Genomic DNA, 19075 nt, shown 5'->3' on the forward strand with positions numbered 1-19075 from the left:
ATGTAAAGATTGGGAAATAAGCACATTGTAAATCAATCTAATGTTTAATGATCTATTGTTGTGTATCAATATTTTATGTTATGAAGAAAGAATCTGATGCTATTAGCAGCTTGGAAAGTACAGGACAAAGGATAGAATCGGCGCAGAAACAGTCCGGTTTTGTTATCTTACCTAGCGATTTCATTGATCTTTCCCAGAAATTAGGTCAGAAAGGGTTTGAGTTTATAAGCAGATATTTTTGTCGTTTTACTTCCAGACATGTTTTAATAAGTTCAAAAGATATCAGCAAATTGGCAGGAGTAAATTTTCAGTTGTTGGTGAGTGTAGAACCTATCAATAATCTAATTAGTATTAATGAGTTTTTTGGAGCCGTTAATTGTAAACTTGAAAAGGGAGGCATCTTTATTTGTCGCCTTAAACCACAGGAAAAGGTGGAAAGAAGAATACTTACCCGTTATCCATTTCCATTAAATAAACTGGTATATGCAACCTACTTTGTTTTCCGCAGGGTGTTTCCCAAACTCAGCATTACCCGTAATTTCTATTTGAATCTAACAAAAGGTAAAAATAGATCATTAAGAGAACTTGAAGTAATTGGTCGGCTATATGCCAGTGGCTACGAATTAGTAAATAAATATAGTGCCGGAGAATATGTTTATTTGGTAGCTGAAAAACTGAAAGCACCTTTTTTTGATAAATATTCTTCTTATGGTTTGCTGTTTAAAATGAAACGGATTGGTAAAGATGGAAAGGAAATTTTGGTTTACAAATTGAGAACAATGGTTCCTTTTTCAGAATATTTACAAGAGGCCTTTATAAATAAAAACCGATTGGCAAAAGGAGGAAAAATCAATAATGACAGCCGAATAACACCTGTTGGAAGAATTCTCAGAAAATATTGGATTGATGAAATCCCCAACCTTTTTAACCTGCTAAAAGGAGAGATGAAATTGGTTGGAGTGCGTCCGATTAGCAAGTCATATTTTAATTTATACACACCCGAATTACAAAAGTTGAGACTAAAAGTAAAACCTGGAATTATACCACCTTTCTATGCGGATCTTCCTGAAACTCTTGAAGGAATTGAACAGTCAGAAAAAAAATATATTGAATCCTATTTAAAAAATCCCATACAAACTGATATAAAATATTTTATAGCTTCCTTCAAAAATATTATTTTCAAAAAAATACGAAGCTATTAGATTGATATCTTTTTTCCTGATTATTAGTTTTTGAGACTTCCTCACCATTCAACAGTTCGTTAAGGCTTTGTTATTGCTTCATTTTCAGAGTGATTTACTTAACGGGTGTTTTGATGTAAAGATTTTAAAAATAAGCACATTGTAAATCAATTCAACAACAAGGTCAACTATCCGGCAATCAATTGTTTATTGAAGTTCTTTTTATATTCTATTTAATGAATTTATTACCCTAAAGAATATGATCCAATGACAAGTTCAAATGAATTTCTGAAAAATTTGGTGAACGAAGAAAAACAACAAATCAAAGCCTTTCAATACAAATTAGTATCCAAATGGTATTGGTTTCTAATATTTGGAATTCTTGGTTTAGGAGGCGGTTTAATGTATACTTTTTATTCACCACATAAGTATCAGGCTAAGTGCACAATATTGGTTCAGAACGAATCCAATGCTTTAAGAGGGAAGGAATTCTTTGATGATGATGGTAGTTTGAGAGGAATAAACGTTCAGGATCATATAGGTGTTTTAAAGTCTTCCTCGTTATCGAAACAGGTTTTAATTAATCTAAACTGGAATGTTTCATGGTATCAAAAAATGCCATTCTTTAATCAGGATTTGTACGGTTTGGCACCTTTTTACGTGTACAAAACTGATAGGCGCGAAAATCCGAATGATTTCCCTTTATTCGTTAAAATGATTTCGGAAGAAGAATATATGGTCAGGTCTGATAATACAATTTTGGAAAGTTCTGAAATATCATATTTTGAAGCAAAGGGTAAATTTGGAGTTCCTTTCGAAAACGAGCATTTTAGTTTTGTATTGGAAAAAAACAACGATGTTATTGTGCCTTTAGAGGCAGAGTTCTTTTTTGTTTTTAATAACATGGAAGATCTTAGTGTGCAGTATGCTGATAATCTAAATGTAACGCTGGAGGATTTAAAAGGAAATTTAATAGAATTGGAACTGAAAGGAATAACAGCACAGAGGATCGTAGACTTTTTAAATGAATTAAGTGAAGAATATATTGAATTTTGCTTATCAGAAAAGAATAAAATATCTAGAAATACAATTCGGTTTATTGATATGCAGCTGGAAGGAGTGGTGGATTCGTTAGAACAAACCGGCCATCTATTCAGTGATTTTCAATCTAAAAATCAGAGTTCAAATCTTGAAAGAGAGGCCGATCTGGCAATGGCTGATTTAAAAAGGTTGGAAGAGGAGTATGCCCTGTCAGAAAGGAAGTTAAATTACATTAGGAATTTAAATCAATACATAAATAACAGCGTTCAATTTTCAAAAGTTGAACATCATCTTCAGCAGGATTTTGGCAATGAATTAGTAAATAATTCAATTTTGTCACCTTCTGTAGTTGATATTACGGATCCGGGGTTGAACAATTTGGTTTTGAAGTTAGGAGAACTATATGGTAAGAAAGAGATATTATCATATAGTGTAAAGCAAAATGAACCCAATATGTTAGTGCTGGAGAAGGAGATCAGGCATACAAAACAAAGTTTGAAAGAAAATCTGCAAAATTTATTAGTAAACACAGAAAATGATTTAAGCAGTATCGCCCGACAGATGAGTGGTGTAAAAAGTAAATTGGTTCGATTACCCAAAATGGAACAAAAATTCATTAATTTCAAAAGAAGATACGATCTGAATAATGATTTGTATACTTTTCTTTTAAAAAAGAGAGCTGAAGCAGAAATTACCATTGCCTCCAATGTTCCCAATTCTCAAATTTTGGATCGGGCAAGTTTAATGTCAACCAACCAAGTAGGACCGAAAACCATTTTAAATCTAATTATTGGATTCCTAATTGGAATTTCAATGCCATTTATTTTTATAAAAACAAGGGATTATTTTAACAATACCATAGGCAGCATTTACGAACTGGAAAGGGAGACTTCTCTTCCGGTTTTAGGGGTGATTTCCCACAATAGGCATCGTAAAGATTTTTTGGTTTGCAACCGTCCACGTTCGGGAATAACAGAATCGTTTCGAAGCCTTAGAACTGATTTGGAAAATCTTCTTGCAGAAAATAAACAAAAGGTCATATCAGTGCAATCTGTTATGCCTGGAGAAGGAAAATCATTTGTAAGTTTAAATTTAGCTGCCATTTTGGCAATGAATAATGAAAAGGTTTTACTGGTTGAGGCAGATATGAGAAAACCTGGATTAAATAGGGTGTTTGGCAGTGTTCGATCGAATGGAATGAGTAGTTATTTAAAGGGTGAGGATGCTTTTGATGATATTATTTCCCAGACAAAATTTGAAAATCTAAGTTTCATTCCTGCCGGGCCGGTACCTTTAAATCCGGCAGAACTTCTGGCTAACGGTAAATTTAAAGGATTTATGGAAAAAGCAAGAATTCAATATAATTATATCATATTGGATAGTGCACCGGTTTCTGTTGTCACAGATGGTTTGTTGTCAGGCAAATATGCAGATCTTAATTTGTTTGTACTTCGTCATCATTTCAGTCGGAAGGAACATGTAAATTACATCAATAAATTAGTGGATAAAGGGTCGGTGAAAAATGTTACGATTCTTTTAAATGATTTTAGAGCTAATGGTGTAGATGTAAAAGATTTTGGTTATCAAAGCGGGTATTATAAAGATAATTATCTTCCGAAGGGAAAGATCTAAATATTAACAAAAACTATTTTTTTAAGAGACCTGTTATTACAGGTCTTTTTTATGATAGGATGTTATAATGATCGGATATTTAAAGGATTGGCATTTTATTTGTCAGCCATTTTTTTTTATACACTGAATAGTATTAATGCTGGTCAGAGCTATATATTCTGATAAATCCAGCAGTTTTTTGTAATTTATAGAAAACAATATATTTCTTGTCTCTTCGAATATTGTTAAGTGTTTTATTCATAAAAAATTCGCCTCACCCTAATCATTTAATTGGTAGTAATTCAGAAAGCAATTGATAATGGAGGAGAGTATTAAACTTGTTATTTGGGATCTTGATGAAACCTTTTGGAAAGGAACTCTTTCTGAAGAGGATGTGAGTAGTATACCGGAAAACATCAATTTGGTCAGGTGGTTAACCGATAGAGGAATAATGAATAGCATTGTGTCCAAAAATAATTTTGCCGAAGCTAAATTAAAACTTCAGGAAATTGGGATTTGGGACTATTTTGTATTCCCGGTTATCGCTTGGGAAGCCAAAGGAAAGCTGGTGCAGCGAGTGATAGAAAAATGTCAGTTAAGATCAGTTAATGTCTTGTTTTTAGACGATAATCACATGAATTTGGAGGAAGCGAAATTTTATAATAAAGGAATCTGCGCGAAATTACCATCTTTTATATGCGAAATTAAAAATCACCCGGCTTTTACGGGGAAAGACGATTCTTCTCATAGCAGATTGAAGCATTATAAAATTTTGGAACGTAAGGATGTTGATAAAATCGAGATTAACAGCAATGAGGAATTTCTAAAAGCATCTGGTATTCGCATTCAATATATTGATGATTTAACCGATCATACCGAAAGGCTTTTTGAGATTTTAAATAGAACCAATCAATTAAATTACACAAAAAAAAAGATTGGACTGCAAAGAGGTCAAAAGTTTAATCGAAAATCATAAACTTGAGAAAAAATTAATAAAAGTAATCGATAAATATGGTGATTATGGATTTGTAGGATTTTATGCTGTCGATCAGTTAAAGAATGAATTGGAGCACTTTGTGTTTTCGTGCCGAATAATCAATCTGGGGATTGAGCAGTTCGTTTATTCTTCATTGAATTTTCCTAAAATTAATATTGTTCCTGATGTGGCCATTCCTCTAAATTTATCCAAACCCGATTGGGTTTCTGTGATTGATAAAGCCCGAGTAAGCACTCACCTATCTGAAAGTAAGAATGATATATCGAAATGCAAAATATTGTTTAAAGGCGAGTGCGACTTATTTCAGATGCTTTTTTATCTTCAGGACTATGATTGCAACGTAATAAGAGAATCGAATTATACCGGGAAAAATAATTTTATCATAAACAGGGAACATACTCAAATGCTGATTGACAGCCGAGAAATGTCAAAAGAACAAGTTAACTATTTGGTGAAAAAACTACCGTTTATTGATTGTAAATCTTATCGTTCCAGTGTTTTCACTGATACATACAACGTTTTTGTTTATAGCCTGATAATGGATTTTACGCAGGAGATGTATGAACACAAAAAATTGGATTTAAAAATTCCGTTTGGTGGAAATAACATTAATATCACAAATCAGAACAATTGGGCTAAATTTATAAAAAACTGCAGGGAAAGAAATCATATTGGGATAAGTAAAGAATTCCTTCAATTCTTTACTGAGAATTTTGTGCATAGAGGTAAAATATCAATTAACGATTTTAGAAGAAACCTTTCAAGTATTCGCGCCGGAATTCCTTTACATATTCCAATTATTTTCATGAATGGATCAGAAGTTGAATTTTCGGCAGAATGGGAAAGTTATGATATAGAGCGGAGCCGGATAATGAATCTTGCTTTGGATCAATTTATAGAACAAACTCCCAATTGTTACCTTCTTGATATACGAAAGTTTGTATACTCGCCGGAGCATGTAACCTATGGAATGAATCGTTATAAAAGGAGATGCTACAAAGAAATTGCCAATGATTTAATTGGAATATTGCAAAGTTTCGATACAATTCAAATTACAAAGAAATGGATTACTCTTACTCTGGTTATTGACTTGGTAAAGCCATTATACCGGTGGATAAGAAGACGTTTTTTAAGGTTAAAACGTTTTCTAAAATTTAAATAAGCTTGGTTTGCTTTGTAATGAGTAATGAAGAAGAAACAGGAGTCATATTTATTTTGTGAACACTTCAATAAGAGAAAATATATCTGATTAAAAACTCTAAAAAGAATTTAGAATAATTCACCTTTACTTTGTGTGCAAATGATTATTTTTACTCAACTATTAACCACAAAGAGAAAGTAAATGCCACAAAATAATATTGCCACACCCGAATATTTTATTTGGGAGACTCACGGAATACACACCGGAACAGGTAACGATCATGTGAAACATGGAGTTGACGAATTGGATAAAATTACTGAATTAGCCATCGCAAAAGGTCATCCAAATATTGCATTTATAATACACACGCCACGTTTAACCAGATACAGGTATGCTGCAGAGAAACGGTTGGGAGTTAAGTTTATAAGGGGTGATAATGCCTATTTTAATTATCCAAATCAGATTGAACAGCTAAAGTTGAAATATGGGAATCGAATTAATATTCGTTTTGGGATTGAACTGGAATGGTTAGGACCTGATTTGGGAATGCAATGGAACCGTTCGAAAATTTTTCAGGCACAAGATGCTGATTTTGTGATAGGTTCATTACATTTTTCCCGGGAAGGAATTCCATATGATGGTTCGATAGAGGAAACTGAAGAACTGATTAAACTGAGAGGTGGATTGGAAAATTATTGGGGTGGATACATCGAAGAATTGATTGAGATGGTTGATTCTACCTGGGAAATGATTCAGGTTGTTGGTCATATAGATTTACCAAAATTGTTTGCCCCGATTCCTCAACCTCTGCTGGAGTTAGATACCTCAGATCATTTTCTGGCACGTAGAATGCGGTTTTTACTGGAAATGATCAGCGAATATAATCTTGCATTGGATGTAAATCTGGCTGGAATAAATAAAGGTTGTGGAATTTATCCTGATATCTCAATTTTGAAGAGAGCAAAGCAACTTGATATCCCAATTGCATTAGGTACTGATACTCATACATTGCAAAATTTAGGTAATCATCACGAAACAGGTATCCATTATGCTCATGATGCCGGGTACAAGCATTATCTGAGTTTTTCGAAGTGCATTCCTGAGAAAAGACCTTTGCGGAATCAGGCTTTTAAGGAGGAAGAATACAAGGTGATGAACTTGGGAATTGAGATGTTAAATCTTCGTTTTGAGGATAGCAAGCAACGACGAATTCCAAAATTTTCTTTCGGAGGAACTTTTAGAACATTCTTGGAACATCATAAAAATTCGACTTCTTTGGGCGAATTTGAAGCGATACGTATACGAAAAGGAAATAAATCCATCACTATAAGCAATACTATTCCTCAAAATCAAAAGGAGAAGGTAAAAGGATTGTTCTCACATCATAAAGATAAACCGGGTGTGTTGTCGATGATATTTAATGCTTTGGCATCGGAGGAGATCAATGTTGAAACGGCATACTTAAATTCCAATAATGATGGCACTGCAACGGCTTTTTTAACCCTTTCGGGAGATGATGATTCTGTTCATGAAGCTGTTGAGTTTGTGAAAGGAACAGGGGGAGATAGTTTTATCGAAATTAGGGTAGGAGATATACTGGAAATGCAGCAATTGGATAAAAATAAGAATTATTTGCTGGAAGTTGACGGAGTGAATTTACCCATTGCAATCAGTAAACAAATGATTCTTTCTATCCATAACAATACTGCAGGAATCTTGCTAATTTTGCTTTCGGCATTGGCTTCCCAAAATATCAATGTAATAGATTTAAAACTGGGACAAAGAGGACAAAAAGGGTATGCGATACTAGGTATTGAGGGCAATGCTCAATTGGCCGGAAATATTTTGGGTAAGCTGGGACCTCAGTTTTTTGAAACGACACTTTTATCTTTAAACGGTGTTGAATAGTAAATTTTAATCGATATAAGTTGAATAACAGTACATCCGATTCATACGAATCCATTTTGAATATTATTGAGTTTTATAGAATTCAACCAAGAATTCAAGACCTTCAAATAGAGAAAATAGAGGAGTACTTGATTCTTATGAGCGCTCATTACATAGAGTCAATAAGAGAGATTGATGATTGCATCGGCTTAAGCGAACCTGCTTGTTTAGAAGATATCATTGATGTTTTAAATTCTTACTTAAGTAAGGTGGGAGAAGAATTAGAAAAGATTTTCCCTGAAGATATAAATGTGTTTGTACCTGTTAATATACATTCTAATGCCGGAATAATTGAGATTCAGGCATTGGAATTGTACCGTAACTTTAACGGAGGTGAAAGTAATTTGTATCAAATAAAAGAGACTCTTGATTGTTTGGAAAACAATATTTACGAAGAAGATTTTGCTGAGAAGCTAGCCTTACTGACAAAAGATTTACTGTTCAAAATTAATTCGAACCTAATCGTTAGGGTTGATGATTTATTATGAAGTTGCTTATCAAACAGCTTTTGGTGGGAGAAAGTGAATTGCCACCGGTTCTTCCTCTCCTAACTCTTTAATCATTTCAAATGATTGCGATTGAAGAAATTCAAGAGCACTTTCTTCATTTTTCCATTGAGAAAGAATAATATGCTCGTTTTGTTTTCCATTAGCTTGGTATATTTCGCACGAAAGTTCGCCTCCAACTTTACGGTATTCCTGAAATTGGTCAAAAGAATTTTTCCAGCTAACGTAATTTTTTATAGACTGCTTTATTAGTAAATATATCATTATGTGTGGATATGTTGTTAATTCTAAATTAAATAAAAAGAATAAACAAGCTTACAATTAATTGATTACAGGTTGAAAATACAGGGTGATTATATCTTTTTTTAATATAAATAGTAAGTGCACCTCTTAGTTGATTAGTTAAAATTAAACAAATTGATTTTTTTTAAGAAAATTCATTCCACTTATCAATTAAATTAATTGACGAATGATTTAAAATGCAGCTGAAACATTACAATCAGACAATCTAGATTAATGCATCAATTGGGTTTGAGAATTTAAATTTATAATTGGTATTTTCCAATTTAGCAGAGCTGATAATTTTATACGGGCTTTGGTTCGAGACAAATTTTGGTGATTCAAAACCTCCTTTTTTTGCTGCCTCCTCATAAAATTCCTTGCGACTAGGATGTTTGGGACAACAAGCATTGTAAATTTCTCCCCATAAATTATTTTCTATCAAATGCGATATGATGTTAATGCAATCATCCTGATGGATTAAATTAACAGGAGTGTCACCTTCAACAGCATTTTTCATTTTTGAAAAAAAACGTCCAGGTTTACGATCATAGCCAATTAAACCTCCAAATCGGATGATACTGGTTTGAAAATTTTGTTGTGAAAGAAGCATCTTCTCAACAATACGTAAGGCTTTGCCACTATTCTTTTCCGGAATTTGGTTATCTTCTTCAGTAACAAGTCTGTTTAAATTTGCATATACCGATGTTGAACTAATGAAAATCACCTTTTTTACAGAGGAAAGATTCAACTGTTCAATTAATGCTTTAAATTGTTTAGGGTGAAATTCTTCAATATCTTCTCTTCTCTTGGGTGGAAAATTGACAATCAATATTTCAGAATTAAAAAAATCAGCATCAAAATCAGCATTTATTTCAGGATCAAAGAATATCAGATATGGAGTTATTCCATCTTGCGCCAAGCGGGATATTTTCTCAGGAGTTGGAGTAGAGCCTTTTACAGAGCAGGCATTTTTCATTAAAAATTTTGCCAGTGGTAGGCCTAACCAACCGCATCCTAGAATACTTATGGTTTTTTCTTGTTTATAAAGCGTTTTATTCATGTGTTTGTATCTAAATATATCGGTGTTCAAATTTAAATTTAATTTGAACAATTAAATATTTTTGAAATATATAATTATGAATATGAAGCTAATTATTTTGGTATTTAAGATATTAAAATCCTTTTAGCGCCTATGAGCTTTCCATAATGGACAAAGTGCTAAGTAGAATAAGGGTAAAGGATTTGAAAACACAAGGATTTTTAAATAATTACTTTTATATTTGACACAGCATACACAGACTTTCATTTATGAATTTTTGGTAGGTTTCAAAATAAATTTCGTTTTATGTCGTCACAAATACGAGAAAATTTACAGAAATTATTTGTTTTAGGAATTAGTTATAAGAAAACAGCTCTTGATGTTAGGGGGAAATTTTCATTTACTGCAGAACAGCAGGAAAATTTACTGAAAGAGGCAAAAGAAAATCAAATCGATGGATTCGTAGTTCTTTCTACTTGTAATCGTACTGAAATCTATGCTCACACAAGCCAATCGGAGTTTATTACTGATTTATTCTTAAAATACAGCGAAGGCAATCGGGAGGATTTTGATTCTCATGGTTATACTTTGTTTGGTAATGATTGTATTCACCACTTATATAGGGTTACTTCAGGATTAGATTCTCAGATTATTGGGGATTTTCAAATTGTTGGACAAGTCAAAAATGCCGTTCAGTTAGCAGAAGAAATGGGTATGGTGAATCCATTTTTAAATCGCTTGTTTTCATTTGCCTTTCAGGCAAGTAAAAAAATAAAAACAAATACCGAAATAAGTAAAGGAGCCGCTTCTGTTTCTCATGCAGCAGTTCAGTATATTAAGGATAAGGTTTCAACTTTGGAATCGTGCAGTTTTTTGTTGTACGGAACCGGCGATATAGGGAAGGATACTTGTGGTAACTTATTGAAGCACATGAATAACCGCTCGTTGACTTTAATAAACAGAACTGAGGCCAAAGCTGAGGCACTTGCGGACAAATTTAATGTAAAGTACCAATCTGTTAGTAAATTAATTGAAGAGGTAGAAAAGGCTGAGGTTATCATAGTAGCTACCGGAGCTCCGCAACCTACCTTGTTACCGGAACATTTTAATGGGAGTGATCAATGCAAATTGATTTTGGATCTTTCTGTTCCTAGAAATGTTCATCCTGAAATAGATAAGTTAGATCACGTTTTGGTGATTACTGTTGATGAACTATCGAAACATATCTCAGATGCCATTCAGCAAAGAAAAGATTGCATTCCGCAGGCAGAAGGTATAATTTATGGATCGATAAGTGAATTTTACAGTTGGCTTGAGGTGAAATACTTGTCTCCTGTAATTATTGCTTTAAAAGAGAATTTACAGAAAGTTCAACGGAAAGAGTTGGATTATCACAAAAATAAATTGACTGATGATGAACTGAAAAAAGTGGAGCACATCACCAGTAACATTGTGAATAAGATTGCCAGAGCATGTATCAATCACTTAAAAGATCATCACAAAAAACAATCCAGTCCAATGGAAACAATAGATATGATTTTTAAAGATTTGGATTCGTAAAGCTTTGCAGGCTTTCGATAAAAAGCTATATAAACCTTGTTTTATATGGCTTTTTTATTTTAGCTAATATTAAATTTATAAACTTCCTGAAAACATAAGACTATGATTTCTAAAATGAAAATAGTTGTTGCCACCCGTCCTAGCTTGCTTGCTTACACGCAAACCATGCAAACTGTGGAATTACTGAAAAATGCCAATCCTGAAATTGAATTCGAAGTGAAAAAGTTTAGCACTCAGGGTGATAGGGTGTTAAATCGTTCTTTAACAGAGTTTGGTGGTACTGGTGTGTTTGTAAAGGAGTTGGAACATGCTTTGTTGGAAAATGAAGCTGATATTGCAATTCATAGTTTAAAAGATGTTCCGAGCGCACACCCTAAGGGTTTGCAATTGGCAGCTTTTCCCGAACGTGAAGATGCACGTGATGTTTTTTTGACCCGTAACGGAAGTTCCATCGAAGATATGCCGGAAGGATTTGTATTAGGAACCGGAAGTCCAAGAAGAAGGGTTCAATTTGCTAATCTCCGTAAGGATATCGAGTTTAAAGAAATCAGAGGAAACATTGATAGTCGTTTTCAAAAACTAATGGATGGTGAATACGATGCAATTATTTTGGCTGCTGCGGGTTTAAACCGTATGAGTAAAGAATATGATGAGAATTTGCTCCTGGATATTGATTTATGCATTCCTGCTATTGGACAAGGTGCTATTGCAATTGAGTGCAGAAGTAACGATCCTGAAACCATTGCAATACTTCAAAAAGTGAATCATCGCGATACCGAAATTGCAGTTAAGGCCGAACGGGCATTTATGGCCGAAATAGAAGGGGGATGTAAATTTCCTTTGGCTGCACATGCCGTTGTTTCGGACAATATTTTGAATATGGTTGCTATTGTAGGTGATTTAAAAACGAACCAGTTCATTGCAGAAGGAATTGAAGTTCCTGTAGAAGAATCGATTGAGAATGCGAAAGAATTAGCCATTAAGATGAAATCAATTTGTAAAGAAAAAGGAATAAATTTCTATCTTTAATTTTTGGTGATAATTTATCAAAAGGATTGATATACTTAAATTGACAACTAATTTATACACAAATACAAAAAATACAACATTATGAGTTTAAGACCTCTTTTCCCAGAGACACGATTAAGAAGATTGCGTTATAGCAAAGTAGTTCGTAACATGGTTGCAGAAACATCTCTTTCTGTTGATAATTTAATCATGCCCCTTTTTGTTTGTCCGGGAGAAAATGTTCAAAATCCGATTAAAAGTATGCCGGGAAACAATCAGTTATCGGTAGACATGTTAGTGAAAAAGTGTGGCGAATTATTGGAGTCAGGCGTAAAATCAGTATTGCTTTTTGGTATTCCTGAGTCGAAAGATGAAGATGGAACTGTTGCAACTCACGAGCATGGTATTGTACAAAAAGCTACCCGTGCCATTAAGGAAACTTACCCTGAAATGTATATCATCGCTGATATCTGTAACTGTGAATACACAACTCACGGTCATTGCGGAACTATTGTTGATGGTGATGTTGATAATGACCAGACATTGGTGACATTGGCCGCACAAGCTGTTTCTTTGGCTGAAGCTGGAGTTGATATGGTGGCGCCAAGTGATATGATGGATGGAAGAATTGGATACATGAGAAAAGCTTTGGATGAGAATTGTTTCGAGAAAATGCCCATTATGGCTTATTCTGCAAAATATGCATCTGGATTTTATGGTCCGTTTAGAGATGCGGCTGATAGCGCACCTAAATTTGGAGATAGATCTACCTACCAAATGGATCCTAGAAATAGCGATGAAGCCATTCGTGAAGTTGAGATGGATATTGCTGAAGGAGCTGATATTGTAATGGTAAAGCCTGCTATGAGTTATCTTGATGTGATTTACAGAGTAAAAAATGAATTTAATATTCCTGTGGCGGCTTATAATGTAAGTGGTGAGTTCTCTATGGTGAAAGCTGCAGAAGCTAACGATTGGATTGATGGCAAGCGTGTAATGATGGAAATTATGACTTCAATCAGAAGAGCCGGAGCTGATATTATTATAACTTATCACGCTAAAGAGGTTGCTGATATTTTAAATGGCAGGATGTAAATTACCAGCGGGTATTTATTTTTAATCGATGGCAGATTTTTTACGTTTACTATTCTAATTACTATTAACAATTTACCGATTACCAGCATATGAGTCAATCAATTTTTTTAGATACAATTAACGGAATTAAGAGAGAGAGACCACCAGTATGGTTCATGCGTCAGGCGGGCAGGGTACTTCCTTCCTACATGAAACTGCGTGAGAAATATGGTTTTAAAGAAATGATGGAGAATCCGGAATTGGCGGCTCAGGTTACTTTATTACCAATTCATGATTTGGGAGTTGATGCTGCTATTTTGTTTTCTGATATTTTGGTGATTCCGGAAGCTTTAGGAATGGAATTGAGTTTTGAAGGAAAGGGGCCTAGTTTTGCAACAGCCTTAAAAGATGTTTCGGATCCTCTGTCATTTTTATCCGGCAAGCCTGAAAAACTTGAGCATATTTATAAAGCGATTGACCGTATTTTAGAAACCAAGCCAAACGAGATTCCATTAATTGGATTTTGTGGCGGTCCTTTAACTACTTTGTGTTATATGTATCAAGGTTTCAGTCGAAATCAGAATTTCCCTGATTTTGTTCCTGCGATCTATCGTGATAAAGCACTTATGAAAAAGGTGGTTGCTAAAATTACAGAGATGAGTATTCACTATGCATTAAAGCAAGTTGAACATGGTGTTAAGGCATTTCAATTATTTGAAACTCACGCTGGATTGATTCCTGTTGAATTGTATAAAGAGGTTTTCTTACCATCCGTTAAGGCTGTTTTAGGTGCAGTTCGTGAAAAAGGAGTGAAGACCATTTACCTGCCAAAAGGATTGGGAACTGGTATCAATATGGTGAACTACGATTTGTGCGATTGTGTAAGTGTTGATTGGCAAATGCCATTGCATGAGGTGAGAGGAATTGTTGGCGAAGAGATGATTCTGCAAGGGAACTTCGATCCTCGTATATTGGAGGCTACACCACAAGCTATCGATCAGGAATTTGAATACTTCCTGAATTATGGACGAAAAGATCACAAATGGATCTTCAATTTGGGACACGGGCTATTGCCTTCAATACCGGTTGAGAATGTGGAATATCTTGTGAAAAAGGTGAAAGAATCTGATTGGGGAAGATAAACTCTCGAATGAAAATTATAGAATGAGGTGTCAGTATAGGCACCTCTTTTTTGTTTGGATTTAGATTAAGCAAACTGGAGTTTACTGAATAATTTATATCAGTAGTTGATCTTAAAACAAATAAATTTATGTTGAAAAACTTACCGGGTAGTTAGGAATGGGTTTTTATGATTTCTACTTTTGCAGCCGAAAATCAATAAAAATAGAATAACAATGGCAGATTATACAAAAATGTGGACTGATCTTGGCTTAAACCTTGATAATCACGATGCTTTACTAGAGAATTTAGGTGGTGCGTATCAATCCATTTTCATGTCGCAGGAACATCGTCCGGAAGGAATGGGATATTTCGATTTTGTGATGAGCGAAGCTCACGGGTTAAGAATTCAGGAGTTGCGTGATGAGCAGGAGGCTGGGCGAAAAATAATTGGTTCTTTTTGTGTTTTTGTACCTGAAGAGCTTGTACTTGCAGCAGGTTGCACATCTGTAGGATTGTGTGCAGGAGCTGATTTTGCTCAGGAAGAAGTTGAGAAAGTACTGCCTCGTAATACTTGTTCGTTAATCAAATCATTCTTTGGTTTCAAATTAGGTAAGGTTTGTCCATATATGGAAGTTTCAGACCTTATTGTAGGTGAGAATACCTGCGATGGAAAGAAAAAATCATTCGAGATATTTAGTCAGATGGTGCCAAATTTCTTTCAAATGGATCTTCCTCAAAACAAGGCTCCAATGGCAAGAAAATTATTAAAGCATGAATATGAGGCTTTTATTGCTAAGTTAGAGGAAATGACAGGCAAAAGAATCGGTTTGGAAGATTTAAAACAAGGAATTGCTACTGTAAATGCAAAGCGAAATGCATTAGCTCGTCTGTCTAAACTTCGCACGGCCAATCCAAGTCCAATTTCGGGTTTAGATGCGTTATTAATTAACCAAATTGCCTTTCTGGATAATCCTGTTCGTTTTACCGGGAAGGTTAATGCCTTATGTGATGAATTGGAATTGTTTGTAAAAGAAAATAAAGGCGCAAAAGTTGAAAACGCTCCCCGTGTTGTTATCTCTGGTTGTCCTATGGCAATTCCAAATTGGAAAGTTCCTGCTGTAATCGAAGCCACAGGTGCAGTAATTGTTGGTGAAGAATCATGTATTGGTGAGCGTGGTCAGCGAAATACAACCGACGCTTCTGCGGATACAATTGATGGCCTTATTGATGCTGTTGTTGATCGTTATTTTAAAATTGATTGTGCAGTATTTACACCAAATCAGGAGCGCGTAGAGCACATCAAAGAAATGGCTAAAAATACAAATGCCGACGGTGTGATTCATTACGGACTTCAATTCTGTCAGCCGTATATCATGGAATCTTTCTCTGTAGAAAAAACGTTGGAAAAAGATGGTGTTTCCGTATTGAGACTTGAGACTGATTACAGCCAGGAAGATATGGGACAATTGTCAACTCGTGTAGAAGCATTTGTTGAAATAATAAAATAAATAGAATTGAAATAAAAAAACTGAGAGGGCTGCTGCATTCTCAGTTTTTTTATTTGCATCAGAAACAATATACAAAATTATTGGAATGAGACATGCCGGAATAGATATTGGCTCCAGAAGCATAGAGTTGGTTGTGATTGAAGACGGAGAGGTTGTTGTGAGCAGGCAGTCCGAATCTGGTTACAATCCGGTGGAGCGTGTTCAGGAATTAATTGCTGATATTTCGTTCGATAAAGTGATGGTCACGGGTTATGGCCGCGCAAGTCTTGAGATTGCCTTTGATTATCCGACCATAACGGAAATTAAGGCATATGGAACAGGAGCAGCGACATTACATCCAGGTATTCGGGGAATTCTTGATATTGGAGGGCAGGATACCAAGGTTATTTCTTTGAATGAAAATGGAAAAGTGTTTAAGTTTGAGATGAATGATAAATGTGCTGCAGGTACCGGTAAATTTCTTGAATTGATGGCAGTAAGTCTAGGTTATCAGCAAAACACTCTTGGTTTGGAAGCATTAAAAGGACAGGAGGGAATAGAAATTAACAGCATGTGTGCTGTATTTGCAGAGTCGGAGGTTACTTCTCTTTTGGCGAAAGGTTGTCTGCGGGCTGATATTGCATTGGCTGTTCATCAATCGGTGTGCCGTCGTGCTGTTGGAATGATTAAACGTCAGGGTTTAAAAACTCCAATTTTATTTGCCGGCGGTGTTGCAAATAATGCATGTATGATACATCTCTTGAAACAGACTTTTGGAGATGATCTGATTATTCCAACATCTCCTCAGTTTGTAGGTGCATACGGAGCTGCTGTTTTAGCAGGATTTTTATAAAAACGAGAAAGCCACCTGCAGGTGGCTTATGTAATTGTTTGAAACAAGGAATTATCTGTATTCCTTTTTTTCGAACTGTTTTAGTTTATCAATGTCACGTTGAAATCTTTCCATTAAATCTTCCGAAAAAGAACTAATCAATTTGTGTTCTTTTGCTGTCATTCCATCAGAGGCATCAGCAACAATCTTCATGGCGGTAATGAATTCATCGTATTGTGGAGCCGGGCCATATACATGACAAAAATTAATCACCTTATTATAGATTTCTTCAACCGAAGAGTTGTGTGACTCCTCAAACTCAAACGACCATAATATTTCAGAGCCAAGAGCATGATTTTTCAATAATTGTGTAAGAGTTTCTTTTTCTTCTTTCTTAATCACTCCATCTGCTTTTGCCAGGGCATACAGTAATTCTCCAAATACTTCGTATAATTTTTCTTCCTTTCTCATGGCATATCTTTTAAAGTAGATACCAAATCTCACAAATTGTCCATAGTCTAAGTTACTACAATTGAGTGAGAATTGTGTAAAGAAATTATCATACAATAATGGAATACATTAATTTTGCCTCAATTGGTATTAAAATACAGGGGTAGACCAATTACAACCAAATTTGAGCGGATTATCGTACTATTTTGAATTGGTCTTAAGCTCCTCCGGAGCTATATATAAGAATTGGATAAATCAATAAAGGGCTTTAATTCTTTATTGATTAATTAATGGCTTTTAGTATTCTGCGGGCACGGGAACAGTACCCTGCGCTTCCATTTTCCATTTGCTCTTCGATCACGAGAGCTAGTTCATTTTGTATATCCGGCTCTTGTAAAGAGAAATTGTATAGAATTTGCATAGCATATACCTTAATTGCTATGGCTGATGTGCTGGAAATCAAAGTATCAAAGCAGTAATTGATGAAATCACCGGATATATTGCTTGGAAGAGGTTCTAAACTAATCAGTTTTAAATATTGCCTTAATTTGCTTTCGTTGGAAAGAGTAGGGACTATCTCAATCATTTGAGGTAGATACAGGCGAACCAAATCAGGAGCAATATCATAAACCTTATCTAAAATCCAAGTGGCCCGCCAGGAATGATTCTCATTGCTGATACAAATATCCCACAGTTCTTTTATATACGTGGGATTCTCTGCGATACTTCGAGCAACCAATCTGGCTTCTTCTTTTACCGGAAAAGGGTCGAGTAGTTTCTTAAGTTCCATTGAATTTAGAATTATTGGTTTTCTTAAAACGGCAACCTCCTTAACTCCACATTTCCGCCCGAAAGAATAATTCCAACTTTTTGGCCTTTGTATTTTTTCTTCTCTTTTATTAAAGCAGCAAGAGCGACTGCACTGGATGGTTCTGCAATGATCTTCATTCGCTCCCAAATCAGCCTCATTGCTGCAATTATTTCTTTTTCTTCCACTCTGATAATCTCTTCAACATGTTCCTTAATAATTGGAAATGTCTTATCTCCCAATGAGGTTAGCAAACCATCTGCAATAGTTTGAGGATTGGTTTGCGGAACAATTTCACCTTTTTGCATAGATTGCCAGGCATCATCAGCACCCATAGGTTCACCAGCTATTATTTTTGTGTTTGGCGAAAAATAATGTGCGGCTAAAGCTGTACCGGATAGTAAACCTCCGCCACCAACAGGAGCGAAAATTGCATCCAAATCATCATGATCTTCAATCAATTCCATTGCAGCGGTTGCTTGTCCTTCAATTACCTGATAATCATTGTAGGGATGCAAAAAAACCGCCCCGGTTTTATTGACAACTTCGTTTAGAGTAGTTTCTCTTGCCTCAAGGGTTGGTATGCATTCAATAATTTCTCCACCGTAACCTTTTACCGCTGTTTTCTTTATTTCAGGAGCATTCGAGGGCATTACAATGTATGCTTTAATGCCTTGCGCTTTTGCGGCAAGCGCTATTGCCTGAGCAAAATTGCCCGATGAATGAGTGGCAACTCCAAATTCTTTTTCTGTTTCTGATAGTTGAAGAATAGCATTTGTAGCTCCACGCATTTTAAACGCGCCCATTTTCTGAAAATTTTCACATTTAAAGTAGATATCAGCTCCAACAATTTGGTTGATGAGTTGAGAGCTCATAACAGGTGTTCGATGAATGAATTTTTGAATTCTTTTGTGTGCTTCCTGTAAACTTTCTTTTGTGATAATCATTTTGTTGGAGTTTTTGGTTTGTGATTGTAACCCGACCAAAGC

The 19075-nt window shown here is 35.0% G+C and carries 17 protein-coding genes; 12 read left to right on the plus strand and 5 right to left on the minus strand.

The features are described from left to right. Nucleotides 1-80 precede the first annotated feature (80 nt). From GQR60_RS03685 to GQR60_RS03710, 6 genes are all read left to right on the plus strand, one after another. Nucleotides 81-1202: a sugar transferase gene (locus tag GQR60_RS03685; RefSeq protein WP_160463405.1), complete on the plus strand. Its 1122-nt coding sequence runs from the start codon at nt 81-83 to the stop codon at nt 1200-1202. Nucleotides 1203-1448: 246 nt separating this feature from the next. Beyond that, a complete protein-coding gene (locus tag GQR60_RS03690; RefSeq protein WP_124991633.1) occupies nt 1449-3854 on the plus strand; it encodes a GumC family protein in 2406 nt (801 codons plus the stop codon). A gap of 298 nt (nt 3855-4152) precedes the next feature. Next, complete coding sequence (locus GQR60_RS03695) at nt 4153-4809, plus strand: HAD hydrolase-like protein (RefSeq protein WP_124991634.1); 657 nt, start codon at nt 4153-4155, stop codon at nt 4807-4809. Further along, nucleotides 4769-5992: a hypothetical protein gene (locus GQR60_RS03700; RefSeq protein ID WP_124991635.1), complete on the plus strand. Its 1224-nt coding sequence runs from the start codon at nt 4769-4771 to the stop codon at nt 5990-5992. The genes GQR60_RS03695 and GQR60_RS03700 overlap by 41 nt, the downstream gene beginning before the upstream one ends. Before the next feature lie 180 nt (nt 5993-6172). Further along, nucleotides 6173-7879 (plus strand): histidinol-phosphatase HisJ family protein, encoded by a 1707-nt coding sequence (locus GQR60_RS03705; protein ID WP_124991636.1) that lies wholly within the window; start codon nt 6173-6175, stop codon nt 7877-7879. Nucleotides 7880-7899: 20 nt separating this feature from the next. Then, nucleotides 7900-8406, plus strand: coding sequence for a hypothetical protein (locus tag GQR60_RS03710; RefSeq protein WP_124991637.1), 507 nt, complete (start codon nt 7900-7902; stop codon nt 8404-8406). Nucleotides 8407-8415: 9 nt separating this feature from the next. On the opposite strand, the gene GQR60_RS03715 is transcribed toward GQR60_RS03710, so the two are convergent. Together GQR60_RS03715 and GQR60_RS03720 are read right to left on the minus strand one after the other, a co-directional pair. After that, on the minus strand, nt 8416-8688 hold the full coding sequence (locus tag GQR60_RS03715; protein WP_124991638.1) for a hypothetical protein: 273 nt from the start codon (nt 8686-8688) through the stop codon (nt 8416-8418). Between the two features lie 244 nt (nt 8689-8932). Beyond that, the gene (locus GQR60_RS03720) at nt 8933-9766 is read right to left on the minus strand and encodes a Rossmann-fold NAD(P)-binding domain-containing protein (protein ID WP_124991639.1); all 834 of its coding nucleotides are present in this window, start codon (nt 9764-9766) and stop codon (nt 8933-8935) included. 285 nt (nt 9767-10051) lie between these two features. Between GQR60_RS03720 and hemA the strand changes: the two genes are divergently transcribed. The 6 genes from hemA to GQR60_RS03750 all read left to right on the plus strand — a co-directional run bounded on the left by hemA (nt 10052) and on the right by GQR60_RS03750 (nt 16849). Beyond that, the gene (hemA, locus tag GQR60_RS03725; protein WP_124991640.1) at nt 10052-11305 is read left to right on the plus strand and encodes a glutamyl-tRNA reductase; all 1254 of its coding nucleotides are present in this window, start codon (nt 10052-10054) and stop codon (nt 11303-11305) included. 102 nt (nt 11306-11407) lie between these two features. Continuing rightward, a complete protein-coding gene (gene hemC, locus GQR60_RS03730) occupies nt 11408-12334 on the plus strand; it encodes a hydroxymethylbilane synthase (protein WP_124991641.1) in 927 nt (308 codons plus the stop codon). 81 nt (nt 12335-12415) lie between these two features. After that, on the plus strand, nt 12416-13408 hold the full coding sequence (gene hemB, locus GQR60_RS03735) for a porphobilinogen synthase (RefSeq protein ID WP_124991642.1): 993 nt from the start codon (nt 12416-12418) through the stop codon (nt 13406-13408). 89 nt (nt 13409-13497) lie between these two features. Beyond that, complete coding sequence (gene hemE, locus GQR60_RS03740) at nt 13498-14529, plus strand: uroporphyrinogen decarboxylase (RefSeq protein ID WP_124991643.1); 1032 nt, start codon at nt 13498-13500, stop codon at nt 14527-14529. Between the two features lie 213 nt (nt 14530-14742). Continuing rightward, nucleotides 14743-16017, plus strand: a complete 1275-nt coding sequence (locus GQR60_RS03745) for a double-cubane-cluster-containing anaerobic reductase (RefSeq protein ID WP_124991644.1) — start codon at nt 14743-14745, stop codon at nt 16015-16017. Nucleotides 16018-16102: 85 nt separating this feature from the next. Next, the gene (locus GQR60_RS03750) at nt 16103-16849 is read left to right on the plus strand and encodes an acyl-CoA dehydratase activase (protein WP_124991645.1); all 747 of its coding nucleotides are present in this window, start codon (nt 16103-16105) and stop codon (nt 16847-16849) included. Between the two features lie 51 nt (nt 16850-16900). Here GQR60_RS03750 and GQR60_RS03755 read toward each other — a convergent pair whose 3' ends face one another. The 3 genes from GQR60_RS03755 to GQR60_RS03765 form a co-directional block, all read right to left on the minus strand. Continuing rightward, complete coding sequence (locus tag GQR60_RS03755) at nt 16901-17299, minus strand: TerB family tellurite resistance protein (RefSeq protein WP_124991646.1); 399 nt, start codon at nt 17297-17299, stop codon at nt 16901-16903. Between the two features lie 262 nt (nt 17300-17561). Continuing rightward, complete coding sequence (locus GQR60_RS03760; RefSeq protein WP_124991647.1) at nt 17562-18068, minus strand: hypothetical protein; 507 nt, start codon at nt 18066-18068, stop codon at nt 17562-17564. Nucleotides 18069-18091: 23 nt separating this feature from the next. Continuing rightward, a complete protein-coding gene (locus tag GQR60_RS03765; RefSeq protein ID WP_124991648.1) occupies nt 18092-19033 on the minus strand; it encodes a pyridoxal-phosphate dependent enzyme in 942 nt (313 codons plus the stop codon). Between the last annotated feature and the right edge of the window lie 42 nt (nt 19034-19075).

Origin of the sequence: Labilibaculum euxinicum, from assembly GCF_009795715.1 — a bacterium.
Taxonomy (GTDB): Bacteria; Bacteroidota; Bacteroidia; order Bacteroidales; family Marinifilaceae; genus Labilibaculum; species Labilibaculum euxinus.

Coding starts and splice junctions, on each gene's coding strand:
- GQR60_RS03720 (WP_124991639.1), bottom strand. CDS start 9,766: ATGAATAAAACGCTTTATAAACAAGAAAAAACCATAAGTATTCTAGGA.
- GQR60_RS03705 (WP_124991636.1), top strand. CDS start 6,173: ATGCCACAAAATAATATTGCCACACCCGAATATTTTATTTGGGAGACT.
- GQR60_RS03750 (WP_124991645.1), top strand. CDS start 16,103: ATGAGACATGCCGGAATAGATATTGGCTCCAGAAGCATAGAGTTGGTT.
- GQR60_RS03685 (WP_160463405.1), top strand. CDS start 81: ATGAAGAAAGAATCTGATGCTATTAGCAGCTTGGAAAGTACAGGACAA.
- GQR60_RS03765 (WP_124991648.1), bottom strand. CDS start 19,033: ATGATTATCACAAAAGAAAGTTTACAGGAAGCACACAAAAGAATTCAA.
- GQR60_RS03745 (WP_124991644.1), top strand. CDS start 14,743: ATGGCAGATTATACAAAAATGTGGACTGATCTTGGCTTAAACCTTGAT.
- GQR60_RS03695 (WP_124991634.1), top strand. CDS start 4,153: ATGGAGGAGAGTATTAAACTTGTTATTTGGGATCTTGATGAAACCTTT.
- hemA (WP_124991640.1), top strand. CDS start 10,052: ATGTCGTCACAAATACGAGAAAATTTACAGAAATTATTTGTTTTAGGA.
- hemB (WP_124991642.1), top strand. CDS start 12,416: ATGAGTTTAAGACCTCTTTTCCCAGAGACACGATTAAGAAGATTGCGT.
- GQR60_RS03760 (WP_124991647.1), bottom strand. CDS start 18,068: ATGGAACTTAAGAAACTACTCGACCCTTTTCCGGTAAAAGAAGAAGCC.
- hemC (WP_124991641.1), top strand. CDS start 11,408: ATGATTTCTAAAATGAAAATAGTTGTTGCCACCCGTCCTAGCTTGCTT.
- GQR60_RS03715 (WP_124991638.1), bottom strand. CDS start 8,688: ATGATATATTTACTAATAAAGCAGTCTATAAAAAATTACGTTAGCTGG.
- GQR60_RS03755 (WP_124991646.1), bottom strand. CDS start 17,299: ATGAGAAAGGAAGAAAAATTATACGAAGTATTTGGAGAATTACTGTAT.
- GQR60_RS03690 (WP_124991633.1), top strand. CDS start 1,449: ATGACAAGTTCAAATGAATTTCTGAAAAATTTGGTGAACGAAGAAAAA.
- hemE (WP_124991643.1), top strand. CDS start 13,498: ATGAGTCAATCAATTTTTTTAGATACAATTAACGGAATTAAGAGAGAG.